Genomic DNA, 11,639 nt, shown 5'->3' with positions numbered 1-11,639 from the left:
CCTCGGAAGCATGGCACTTAACAACGTTAAGGACGCGTACCCGGTCCCCTCCGACGCCCTGCCCGACCACGTGGACGTACTGATATCCGGCGCGGGGCCCACCGGCCTGGCCCTCGGCCTCGACCTCGCGAGGCGCGGCGTGCGCGCCCTGGTCCTGGAGCGCCTGGACCGGCTGGCGCCCGGCACCCGCGGCAGCGGCATCCAGCCCCGCACCCAGGAGGTGTACGAGGACTTCGGGGTGCTCGACGCCGTGCGGGCCGCCGGCGGGCCGTACCCGGCGGCGGGCATCTGGGAGAACGACCGCATGGTCGACGAGCGCGAGATGATCGTGCCCAACGACCCGACGCCGACCGCTCCGTACGGCACCACGCTGATGGTCCCGCAGTGGCGGAACCTGGAGGTCCAGTACGCGCGGCTGACCGAGCTGGGCGGCACGGTGGCGTTCGGCACCGGCCTGGAGTCCTTCACCCAGGACGCGGACGGCGTCACGGCCCGCGTCGTGCGCGCCGACGGCACCGCCCGCACGGTACGCGCCTCCTACCTGGTCGCCGCCGACGGCGGGCGCAGCACGGTCCGCAAGGCGCTCGGCGTCACCATGACCGGCCGGTCCGTCGCCCCGTACCCGATGCTCACCGCCGACATCCGCCTCGACGGGCTGGACCGGCGGCACTGGCACATGTGGGGCGAGTTCCGGGCCACCGACTTCGTCGCGTTCCTCCCGGCCCCGCGGGACGACTACTTCCTGCTCATGGCGGGCTACGAGAACCCCGACGCGGAACCGGACACCTCGCCCGACGGCGTGCGCAAGCTGATCGCGGAACGCACCCACCTGACCCTCGACCAGCTGGGCGAGGTGCTGTGGGCCTCCGCCTTCCGCCCGAACGCCGCCCTGGCCGACCGCTTCCGGGTCGGCCGGGTCTTCCTCGCGGGCGACGCGGCGCACGTGCACTCCCCCGCCGGCGGCCAGGGCCTGAACACCAGCGTCCAGGACGCCTACAACCTCGGCTGGAAGCTGGGCCAGGTCATCCGGCACGGCGCGCCCGAGGACCTGCTCGACAGCTACGAGGCCGAACGGCTGCCGATCGCCGCCGGCATCCTGGAGACCAGCACCCGGCTGCACCGCACGGGCAACATGCGGCGCGACAAGAACCTCCACCAGATGGATGTCGGTTACCCGGACGGACCGCTCACCGCCGAGCGGCGCGCCGGCCTCGCCGACGGCGCCCTGCGCGCCGGGGACCGGGCCCCCGACGCGCCCTGCACCACCCCCGACGGCACCCCGCGCCGCCTCTTCGAGGTCTTCCAGGGCCCGCACTTCACCCTGCTGGCCGTCGGGGACGCCGGCCTTCCGGCGCTCGACGGCGAGACGATCCGTACGCTGCGGGTCGGCGGCCAGGCCCCCGACCTGCTCGACGCCGGGGGCCACGCCCGCGACGCGTACGGCGAGGGCCTGTTCCTCGTACGGCCCGACGGCTACGTGGCCTACGCCGCCGACGACGCCTCCGGCCTGCCGGACGAGCTGGCCCGGTTCGGCGTCCTCACGGCTGCGGCACGCTAGTGGCGGCCTGCCCGGCACCCTCCCCGGAGGGTGCCGGACGCCGGTCCCCCTCGCCCGGCTCGGTCAGCGTCCGCGCGACGAGCCAGGCCACGGCGCACAGCGCGATCAGCGGCAGCAGGGCGGTCCGCAGGCCCGTGGTGTCGGCGAGGGCGCCGATGGCCGGGGAGGCGACGCCGCCGACGCTGACGGCCAGGCCCAGGGTGACGCCGCTCGCGGTGCCCATACGGTTCGGCAGCAGGTCCTGGCCGAGCGTGATGTGCAGGGAGAACGGTACGTACAGGGCCGTGGCCGAAAGGGCGGCGAAGACGTACAGCGCGGGGCCGGGGACGAGGACCAGCCCGGCGACGGCCGGGACGGTGGCCGCGTAGGCGATCCGTACCGTACGGACCCGGCCCCACCGGGACGCCAGCCGGCCGCCGAGCACGGTGCCCACCGCACCGCCCGCGAACAGCACGAACAGCGCGGCCGAACCCGCGGTCGCGCCGCCGCCCACACGTTGCTGGGCGTAGACGGCGACGAAGGCGCTCAGGCCCACGAAAACGATGGAACGGCAGACGATGACGGCCGTCAGCCGCAGGAACTCCGGCCAGTTGTCGCGGCCCGCCGACCGTGCCGTGGCCTTGGCCACGGCCGCCCGGGGCGCCAGGGCGCGGATCACGGACGCGGTGAGCAGGACGCCCGCCACCGCGGGAACCACCAGCCACGGCGACGCGCTCAGCGAGCCCGCGGAGAGCAGCGGGCCGACGGCGGCCGGGGCGAGGGCGAAGCCGATATTGCCGCCGAGGGAGTACCAGCCCATCGCGACATGGCTGCCGCCGCTCGCGACACGGGCCAGCCGTGCGGACTCCGGGTGGTAGGCGGCCACACCGATTCCGGAGAGGGCCACCGCGGCGCAGGTCAGGACGTAGGAGTCGCCGAGTCCCGACAGGGCGATGCCCACGCCGGCGCAGAGGGTGCTCACCGGGATCAGCCAGGGCATCGTCCAGCGGTCGGTGAGCGAGCCGAACAGGGGCTGCACGAGGGAGGAGAGGAGGGTGGCGGCCAGCACGATGCCGGAGGCGGCGGCGTAGCCGTAGTGCCGCTCGGCCACCAGGAAGGGCACCAGGGCCGGTACGGCGCCCTGGTAGAAGTCCACCGCCGCGTGGCCGACGGCCGTCATCGTGACGGGCCGCCGGGCGGCGGCCGCTCGCTTCGTCGTCATGCGTCGATCGTCGTGACCGCACCCGGTGGCGGGCTTCCAATAAGCTGCCACGTCATGCCGGTTTTCCGCCATCACCCGCCGCACGTCACGACCATCACCCGTTTTCTGCCGCAGGGTTCCGAGGTGACGGCGCACGCGCACGACATCCACCAGATCGTCTACGCGGGGCGCGGGGTGCTGACCGTGACCACGGACGCCGGGAGCTGGGTCGCCCCGGCCACCCGCGCGATCTGGATCCCGGCCGGAACGGTGCACGAGCACCGGGCGCACGGGGACACCGACCTGCACACCGTGGGCGTACCGGTGGACGCCGATCCGCTGGGTCCGGACCGGCCCGCCGTCCTGGCGGTCGGCCCGCTGCTGCGCGAGCTGATCATCGCGTACAGCGGCCCGGGCAGCCGCCGCACGGCGGAGGCGCGGCGCCTGCTGGCCGTACTCCTCGACCAGCTGCGCCACGCCCCGCTCCAGGCCCTGCACCTGCCCAGGGCCCGCGACCCGCGACTCGCGGCGGTCTGCGCGATGCTGCGGGAGGACCCCGCCGACCCGCGCCCGCTCGCCGCGCTGGGCGCCCGCGCCGGGGCGAGCGAACGGACCCTGGCCCGTCTCTTCCGCGCCGACCTGGGCATGACCTTCCCCCAGTGGCGTACGCAGCTGCGCCTGCACCACGCCCTGTTGCTGCTGACGCGGGACGACCCGGCGCTGTCCGTGACCGCGATCGCGCACCGCTGCGGCTGGGCCTCGGCCAGCGCCTTCACCGACGCGTTCCGCCGGTCGTTCGGACACACGCCGGGCGCCCACCGGGCCCTCGTCAGCCCTACAACACCAGGGACAGCAGCAGGACGCACACGATCCCGACGACCGAGATCAGCGTCTCCATGAGCGACCAGGTCTTGAGCGTCTGGCCGACGTTCATGCCGAAGTACTCCTTCACCATCCAGAAGCCCGCGTCGTTGACGTGGCTGAAGAACAGCGAACCGGCGCCGACGGCGAGGACGAGCAGGGCGGTGTGGGTGGTGGACATGTCGGCGGTGAGCGGCGCCACCAGGCCGGCGGCGGAGATGGTGGCCACCGTCGCGGAGCCGGTCGCGAGCCGGATCGCGACCGCGATCAGCCAGGCCAGCAGCAGCGTGGAGATGTTCCAGTCCTTGGAGAGCTCCAGGATCATCTGGCCGACGCCCGCGTCCACCAGGGTCTGCTTGAAGCCGCCGCCCGCGCCCACGATCAGCAGCACGCCGGCGATGGGGGCCAGGGACTTCTCGACGGTGGTGGCGATCCGGCCCTTGGTGAAGCCGGCCGACCGGCCCAGCGTGAACATGCCGACGATGACGGCGGTGAGCAGCGCGATCAGCGGCGAGCCCACCACGTCGAAGACCCGCTGGACGGTCGTCCCCTTGTCGTCGACGACCACGTCCACCAAGGCCTTGGCCAGCATCATCACGACGGGCAGCAGCACCGTGGCGACGGTGATCCCGAAGCCGGGGCGCCTGTCCAGCTCGCCCGAGGCGCGCTCGGGCACCATCTTCTCCGGCGGGTGGATGTCCACCCAGCGGGCGGCGTAACGGGAGAAGAGCGGGCCGGCCACGATCGCGGTGGGGATGGCGACGACCACGCCGAGGGCCAGGGTGACGCCCAGGTTGGCGTGCAGCGCGTCGATGGCGGCCAGCGGCCCCGGGTGCGGCGGGATCAGGCCGTGCATGACGGACAGACCGGCCAGCGCCGGGATGCCGATGCGCATCAGGGAGAAGTTGCCGCGCTTGGCGACCAGCAGCACCACGGGGATCAGCAGCACGATGCCGACCTCGAAGAAGATCGGCAGACCCACGATGCCCGCGATCAGCACCATCGCCCACGGCATCACGCGGCCGCTCGCCTTCGCCAGGATCGTGTCGACGATCTGGTCGGCCCCGCCGGAGTCGGCGAGCAGCTTGCCGAGGATCGCGCCGAGCGCGATCAGGATGCCGGTGCCCGCGACCGTACTGCCGAGGCCGGACGAGAAGCTGGCGATGGCCTTGTCCAGCGGTGCGCCCGCCACCGCGCCCAGCACCAGCGAACCGATGATCAGGGACAGGAAGGCGTGCAGCTTGAACTTGGTGATGAGCAGGACGATGACGGCGATGCCCGCGAGGACGGCGATGCCGAGCTGCGCGTGACCGGCCGAGGTGATCGGCTCGGTCGCGTCCGCTGCCAGCATCTCGACGCTGAGATGTGTCACGGCTGTTCCCTAAGGGGTACTGGTACTGGTTGTGGTGGTGGCCCCGGAGCGGTTTACGCGGGGGTGGTCCGGCCGGTGTCGTAGTGGCGCAGTGCGGTGACGGCGCGCTCGGCGATCTCCTGCGGGGTGCCGGACACGTCGACGGCGACGCCCGCCTCGTCGGCGCCGAGCGGCTCCAGGGTGGCGAACTGGGAGTCCAGCAGCGCGGTGGGCATGAAATGGCCCTTGCGCTCGGCCATCCGGGACGCGATCAGCGACCGGTCGCCGGTCAGGTGCAGGAAGACGATGCCGGGCGCGGCGGCCCGCAGGCGGTCGCGGTAGGCCCGCTTGAGCGCGGAGCTGCTGACGACGCCGCCCCGGCCGGCCCGGCCGTGGGCCCAGGCGCCGATGGCGTCGAGCCAGGGCCACCGGTCGGCGTCCTCCAGCGGGGTGCCGGCCGACATCTTGGCGATGTTGGCCGGGGGATGGAAGTCGTCGCCCTCGGCGTAGGGGACGTCGAGGCCGGCGGCCACCAGCGGCCCGATCGTCGTCTTGCCGGTGCCGGCCACGCCCATCACGACGATGACGTGGGTGCTCATCCCGTGTACCTCGCTGTCCTCTTTGACATCGGTCTGTCGTCCCACTGAAACCCATGAGATACGACGTATTCAAGCCTCTGTGACGTAAAAGTCATACTTAAAGGCGGGCCGCCGCGGGAACGTAGGCTTGCCCCATGGAGAACCAGGGGGCGGGGCAGGGACTGCACGCGCGGGTACTGGAGTCCCTGGGACCCGCCATCACCGCGGGCGAGTACCCGCCGGGCACGATCTTGCGCACCGACGAGCTCGAAGAGCGCTTCGAGGTGTCCCGCACGGTCATCCGCGAGGCGATACGGGTCCTGGAGTCCATGCACCTGGTGGCCTCGCGGCGCCGCGTCGGCGTGACCGTGCGCCCCGCCGAGGAGTGGAACGTCTACGACCCGCGCGTCATCGGCTGGCGGCTGGACGGCCCCGACCGCCCCCGGCAGCTGCGCTCCCTGACCGTGCTGCGCTCCGCCGTCGAGCCGACCGCGGCCGGCCTGGCCGCCCGGTACGCCACCCCCGGGCAGTGCGCCGAGCTGACCGAGCACGCCATGGGCATGGTCGCCACCTCGCGCGGCCAGCAGCTCGACGCGTACCTGGTGCACGACGTGGCCTTCCACCGCGTCGTGCTGACCGCCTCCGGCAACGAGATGTTCGCCCGGCTCGGCGACGTGGTGGCCGCCGTCCTCACCGGCCGCACCCACCACCACGTGATGTTCACCGACCCCGACCCGGCCGCGGTGACCCTGCACGTCCAGGTCGCCGAGGCGGTACGGACCGGCGACGCGGACCGCGCCGAGGCGCTCACCCGCGAGATCACCGCCGGCGCCATGGCCGAACTGGACGTTCTCGCACCGTAGTCGCGGCCGGCCACGGCTTCGCGTCGTGGTCCCCCGTACGGGAATTCGTGGTCGACCGCTGAATTCCCGTTCCGTACCGCAGCCCTCGGCCTTATTTCTTCCCAACAGCGGCCCGGCCGGGCATAACTGTGACCACACGGCGCGGCATCACGAAACGATGCTCTTCTCCCGCGCCGCAGCACAGTTCAAAGAAAGGCCGGAACCTTGAGAACTGCCCGAAGGACGGTATTCAGCCTGGCGGCCGGTGCGACCCTCTGCGCCGCCGCCCTGGCACTCGCCCCGGCCGCGCACGCGGGGAGCGAGAACTACGTCAAAATCACCAACAAGGCGGGAATCGTCGCCACCACCTGCTACGAGTGGATCGGCGTCAGCGGAAAGGATTACTGCCACCAGAGCTGGCCCGTGGGCCAGTCCCGGACCGCGTACTTCCCGGCGGACGCCACCTCGGCCGTGGTCAACCTCAAGCTGTCGCCCTGGGACAAGGCCGTGGACAGCGCCGCGGTGAAGGACACCGGCAAGAACCACTGCTTCGAGATCCAGGGCCTGCTCGGCTCGCAAAAGCTGATCCAAACCGGTTGCTGACACACGAGGAAGAGAGCAGAGCCATGAGGAAGTACACGCGCATGGGCGTGGTGGCCGGCGTATTCACCACCGCACTCGCCTGCACCGTCCCGGCAGCCCTGGCCGTTCCGCCCGAATACCCCGCCGTGGACGGCGCGACGGACAACTGGGTGAACCAGGCGACACCGACGGTCGAGTACAAGAACGGAATCAAGGACACCGACCCGGCCCGGGTCAAGGAAGCCCTTGAACAGTGCAAGAGCCAGTCGGTCTCCTGCAAGGCGGCCACGGTCGGCACCCCGGAAAAGGTGACGAAGTGGTTCGACGCGGGGAGCGACGGCACCCAGGCCAAGGTGCTCGAAAACTGCCCGACGGGCGCGGGCACCACCGACCTCAAGCAGACGGTCGGCGGTATGCACGCGTTCGCCTGGGGCTGGAACGTGGGAGGCTCCGTCGACATCCCGCTGGCCAAGGGCGTCGGTATCGGGATCAACGGGCAGTACAACGAGACCAATACCGAAACGAAGACCGAAAGCGTCGAAATGACCGTGAAGCCGGGGTACCGGGGCACGCTCAAGCTGGGTCACGACATGGAACGCACCGTTTCCGACATCACCGTCCAGGGCGGGAAGTTCGGCGGCGCGAAGATTTCCGGGGTGCGCACCGAGGCGCTCCTCAAGGAGAACTCCCAGCGCGTCAAGTCCGACATCAAGGCGTGCGGCTGACGATGAACCACGGGACCCACGGAAGGACGCAGCCATGACGGACATCAGGCGGGCGGCAGCCTGCGCCGCCGCCGCGATCGGTATCGGACTGGCCGGCGCGGTGGTGACGGCACCGCCGGCCTTCGCCGCCGGCTCGGGCCACTACATCAATTTCTCGAACGAGGGCGGGTTCGTGGTCAATTCCTGCTACAAGTGGCAGGGCTCGCAGACCGCCGACAGCTGTGACTCCGGGAAGAAAATCCACGACACCTGGCGGGTGGAGATACCGGACGACGCGACCGGCGTGGAGCTCAACGTGAACGCGCTCGCACAGGTCGGCGGCGGAAACCTCTCACCGCAGATCACCGACCTCAAGCGCGATTACTGCTACACGCTCTACGGCACCACGTTCACCGCGAAGATCGTCGAGAAGTCGTGCTAGCCCCGGCCGGGAGGAACACCGTGACAAAAAACAGAATGCGACGGGTACGGCGGGCGGGCGGATTCGGTGCGGCCGTATTCGCCACCGTACTGGGCGGCGGAATCCTGACGGCCCCGTCGGCCGCCGCGAGCGCGGAGAACTTCGTCCAGTTCAAAAGCGACGCGATGTACTTCGTCGACACCTGCTACGAATGGCAGGGGCCTGAAGGCATCGAGAAGAAGAACTACTGCCACAACGCCAAGGCCGTGGGAGCCACCTGGAAGGCGAACTTCCCGGAAGGGGCGACCGGAGCCACCGTCAAGGTCACCTTCGCCGGATACACGGGCGGCCCGCCGAAGACGGTCACCATCGACGACGCCGGCAAGAACCACTGCTACCAGCTCAAAGGGACCTGGCCGAACTACGCCGACGTCCTGCGCGTGAACTGCTGACCCGGCACCACCGGCCCGGCACCCTGACCCGGCACTGCGGACCAGCAGCGCCGGGTCAGCGTTGTTGCCACAACGCCCGCAACGCCGGCCCCAGTTCGCGCCGCCCCTCGATGCGCAGTTTGCGGTAGACCCCGGTGAGATGCGTTTCGACGGTCCGCAGGGAGACGAAGAGGTGCTCGGCGATCCGCTTGTTGCTCCACCCCTCGGCGGCCAGCGCGGCGACGCGTTCCTCCCCGGCCGTCAGGGGGCAGCCGCTCGCACCCCGGCTGCCGGCCCGGCCACCCGCTTCGTGAAGGCGCTGCTGGAGATTGCGCGCGAGCGCGGAAGCCCCGCACCTGACGGCGATGTCCAGCCCGCCGCGCAGCGCCGTACGGGCCCCCGGCCGGTCGTCGCGCCGCAGCAGCGCGCCCCCGAGCGTGTACAGCGCCCGCGCGAGCTCCAGTTCGGCGGGTGTGCGCTCCAGTACGTCCACCGCCTCGGCCACGAGCTCCAGGCCACCCGCCCCTCCGGCGACCTGCCCGGCGGCGTGCAGCGCCACACCGACGGCCCGCGGTATCCGGCAGCGCCGCGCCCGTTCCAGTTCCTCTTCGGCGAGCGCGTGCGCGTCGTGCCCGTACCCCAGCAGGAGGCTGACACCGGCGGCACGAGAACGCCAAGGCCCGATCGCCGGGCTGACGGTGCCCGCCGCCTCGAAGTGGTGCCCGCACTCCCGCAGCAGCGCCAGCCCGCCGCGCCGGTCGCCTTGGGCCGTACGCAACGCCGCCAGGCTCATCAGGAACCGCGGCCACTCCCAGGACGCGTCCGCCGGGTCCGTCGCGGAGTGGGCGGCCGCGATGCGCTCGGCTTCCGCCAGGTCGCCCTGCTCCAGAAAGGCGTCCATCCGGATCGTGTCCAACGTCATCCGGCAGGGGACGTCACCCGCGGCACAGGCCCGCTCGGACACGGTCCGCGCCACCGCCGCGACCTGCGCCACGTCGCCCCGGCGCAGCGCGACGGCGGCCCGGCAGACCAGCAGCCAGGAGGCCAGTGGCTCCGTGCCCGTGTCCCGCGTCCCGCGCAGGAGACGGCCGCACAGCTCGCCGGCCGCGTCGAGGTCGTCCAGGTACAGCAGGGCCTGGGCGACGAAGTAGTGCAGCGGGAAGAGGTCGTACGAGAAGGCGGGGAGATGCACCCTGGCCCGCTCCAGCAACTCGGTGACCCGCTCGGCCGGCTCCCCCGCACGCAAGGCCGCGAAGGCGCGGACGGCCAGCAGCTGCCGCTCCCCCGGCGTGTGGCCCGCCAGGTCGGCCGGAGCGACGCGGCGGTCGCTCCGCTCCGCGATACGGACCGAGGCACGCTCGAACTCCAGCCACTCGGCCAGCGCCTGCATCCGCAGCGAAGCCTCCCGGTCACCGGCACCGGTGCGCGCGCCCAGCTCGGCCGCCAGGCGCGCCAGGTCCGGGCCGCCATCGCGGCCGCCGCGCGCCATCAGATGCGAGTAAGCCAGCACCCCGACGGCCTCGGAGCGGGCGGCGTCGTCGGTGAGGTTCTCCAACGCGGCCGTACCGTACGAGACGGCGAGACCCGTGTCGTAGTGACTGGCGGCCACGGCCAGTTCCAGGAGCACCCGGGCGTGCTCCCCCGGCGTGGCGGGCTGGAAGACAGCGTGCCGCAGATACGTCACTGCGGTCTCGGCCGCGCCCCGGCGCAGCGCTTCCGCCGCGGCCCGGCGCAGCACCACCAACGGCCAACTGCCGGACACCGGCCCGGCCGCCATCACGTGCGCGGCCACCTCCTCGTCGGGGCGCCCGCTCAGATGCAACACCTGGGCCGCCCGCGCGTGAGCCGCGCCGACCTCCTGAGGCGGCCACTCCGCCAGAACGGCGTCCCGCACCACCCGGTGGACGAAGCGCGGCTCGTCCCCCGCGCCCAGCAGCCCGAGAGAGTGCAGCTCGGCAGCCGCCGAACGGACCACCGCCTCACCGGTGCCGCAGTACGCCGCGAGCAGCGGCCACGGCATGCCGTCCCCCAGAACCGCCAGCCCCCGCGCCAGCCCGGCCACGGCCGGGGACCCCTGCCCCAGCCGGTGCCGTACCTCGCGCAGGAGCGTGGGCAGGCCGAAGGTCCTGATCCGATCCCGGTCCTCCGCCGTGGGCCGCACGCCACCGCGCCGCGCGTCACACAGCAGCGCCCGCAGAAAGAGCGGGTGCCCCTCCGTGGCCGCGTGGCACGCGGCACTGAAGGACGGGTCCGGCCGGGGCACCCAGAACTCCAGCGCCACCAGCTGCGCCACGTCCGCCGGCCCCAGCGGTTCCAACGCCAGGGTGCGGCAGACGGCAGGATGTACGAGAGCGTCGTACGCATCGCCGGGCGCCGGACGCTCACCGGTACGGGTGGTGACGGCCACCAGGATCGGCTGGGCGTCCGCCCGGTTGACCAGGTGCGCCAGCCAGCGCAGTGACGGCGGATCGATCCACTGCAGATCGTCGACCGCCAGCAGAAGCGGCTGCCGCCGCGCCAGCCGGAGAACGAGGCGGTCCAGACCTGCCAGTGTCTCGGCGGCGGAGGCGGCTGAGGTGGATGAGGAACCCGAGGCGCTGTTCCACGGCCCCTCCGGGTCGAGAATGTGCAGCACCGTGTCGCCCGCGCCTTCGAGCAACGACCGCCGGCCCTGCGCACCGGCCGTACCGGCCGTGTCTTCCGCGTCTCCCGCGCCTTCCGCGCCTTCCGCACCGGCTGCGGCGACCAGTGGGTACAGCAGCCGCCGGACCGTACCGAAAGCGAAGTCACGCTGCAGCCGGTGGCAGCGCACCCGCGCTTCCCGGAACCGCGGAACACCGTCCAGCCAGTGATCCAGCAGGGCCGACTTGCCCATGCCGGCATTGCCCGCCAACTGCACGACGCGCGTCCGCCCCGCGAGGGCCTCCTCGGCCACCGCGCCGAGAACCGTCAGCTCGCCGGCGCGCCCGGCCAGGCCGGGCTCCCGCAGATCTCCCCGCCCGGCTCCATCACCCGTGCGACCGTCGCTCATCTGGCCCCTACTTCCGTCGATCGGAATGCCAGACGTCGGCCCGGATGCCGGGGTTGCGCCTCGGGGCGCGTCTCATCATGCGGACCGGCCGGGGGGCCGC

The 11,639-nt window shown here is 72.2% G+C and carries 11 protein-coding genes; 7 read left to right on the top strand and 4 right to left on the bottom strand.

The genetic code is table 11. The features are described 5' to 3' along the window. The first annotated feature begins 10 nt into the window (after window positions 1-10). Complete coding sequence (locus ACH4K4_RS11160; protein ID WP_398166475.1) at window positions 11-1,558, top strand: FAD-dependent monooxygenase; 1,548 nt, start codon at window positions 11-13, stop codon at window positions 1,556-1,558. Here ACH4K4_RS11160 and ACH4K4_RS11155 read toward each other — a convergent pair. Beyond that, the gene (locus tag ACH4K4_RS11155) at window positions 1,539-2,759 is read right to left on the bottom strand and encodes an MFS transporter (protein ID WP_398166473.1); all 1,221 of its coding nucleotides are present in this window, start codon (window positions 2,757-2,759) and stop codon (window positions 1,539-1,541) included. The genes ACH4K4_RS11160 and ACH4K4_RS11155 overlap by 20 nt on opposite strands. A gap of 54 nt (window positions 2,760-2,813) precedes the next feature. Between ACH4K4_RS11155 and ACH4K4_RS11150 the strand changes: the two genes are divergently transcribed. Further along, window positions 2,814-3,638 carry an AraC family transcriptional regulator gene (locus ACH4K4_RS11150; RefSeq protein ID WP_398166472.1) on the top strand — a complete coding sequence of 275 codons (825 nt, stop codon included), beginning with the start codon at window positions 2,814-2,816 and terminating at the stop codon, window positions 3,636-3,638. On the opposite strand, the gene ACH4K4_RS11145 is transcribed toward ACH4K4_RS11150, so the two are convergent. Further along, window positions 3,574-4,971 (bottom strand): gluconate:H+ symporter, encoded by a 1,398-nt coding sequence (locus ACH4K4_RS11145; protein ID WP_398166471.1) that lies wholly within the window; start codon window positions 4,969-4,971, stop codon window positions 3,574-3,576. The genes ACH4K4_RS11150 and ACH4K4_RS11145 overlap by 65 nt on opposite strands. A gap of 53 nt (window positions 4,972-5,024) precedes the next feature. After that, the gene (locus tag ACH4K4_RS11140) at window positions 5,025-5,549 is read right to left on the bottom strand and encodes a gluconokinase (RefSeq protein WP_398166469.1); all 525 of its coding nucleotides are present in this window, start codon (window positions 5,547-5,549) and stop codon (window positions 5,025-5,027) included. A 134-nt stretch (window positions 5,550-5,683) separates the two neighbouring features. Here ACH4K4_RS11140 and ACH4K4_RS11135 point away from each other — a divergent pair, with 134 nt between their 5' ends. The 5 genes from ACH4K4_RS11135 to ACH4K4_RS11115 all read left to right on the top strand — a co-directional run bounded on the left by ACH4K4_RS11135 (window position 5,684) and on the right by ACH4K4_RS11115 (window position 8,529). After that, entirely contained in the window at window positions 5,684-6,391 is a 708-nt protein-coding gene (locus tag ACH4K4_RS11135; RefSeq protein WP_398166467.1) for a FadR/GntR family transcriptional regulator, read from the top strand. Window positions 6,392-6,595: 204 nt separating this feature from the next. Then, complete coding sequence (locus ACH4K4_RS11130) at window positions 6,596-6,973, top strand: hypothetical protein (RefSeq protein ID WP_398166465.1); 378 nt, start codon at window positions 6,596-6,598, stop codon at window positions 6,971-6,973. Between the two features lie 23 nt (window positions 6,974-6,996). Then, window positions 6,997-7,677, top strand: coding sequence for a hypothetical protein (locus ACH4K4_RS11125; protein ID WP_398166464.1), 681 nt, complete (start codon window positions 6,997-6,999; stop codon window positions 7,675-7,677). Window positions 7,678-7,711: 34 nt separating this feature from the next. Next, the gene (locus ACH4K4_RS11120) at window positions 7,712-8,098 is read left to right on the top strand and encodes a hypothetical protein (protein ID WP_398166462.1); all 387 of its coding nucleotides are present in this window, start codon (window positions 7,712-7,714) and stop codon (window positions 8,096-8,098) included. A 20-nt stretch (window positions 8,099-8,118) separates the two neighbouring features. Further along, window positions 8,119-8,529 carry a hypothetical protein gene (locus ACH4K4_RS11115; RefSeq protein WP_398166460.1) on the top strand — a complete coding sequence of 137 codons (411 nt, stop codon included), beginning with the start codon at window positions 8,119-8,121 and terminating at the stop codon, window positions 8,527-8,529. A 55-nt stretch (window positions 8,530-8,584) separates the two neighbouring features. Here the strand turns inward: ACH4K4_RS11115 and ACH4K4_RS11110 are convergent, their stop codons facing one another. Then, window positions 8,585-11,539 carry an AAA family ATPase gene (locus tag ACH4K4_RS11110; protein WP_398166459.1) on the bottom strand — a complete coding sequence of 985 codons (2,955 nt, stop codon included), beginning with the start codon at window positions 11,537-11,539 and terminating at the stop codon, window positions 8,585-8,587. Window positions 11,540-11,639 lie beyond the last annotated feature (100 nt).

Origin of the sequence: Streptomyces sp. NPDC017529 (genome assembly GCF_044329785.1) — a bacterium.
Classification (GTDB): domain Bacteria; phylum Actinomycetota; class Actinomycetes; order Streptomycetales; family Streptomycetaceae; genus Streptomyces.
The sequence above is the reverse complement of the archived record's forward strand: the minus strand, read 5'-3'. Positions and strand labels throughout refer to the sequence as shown.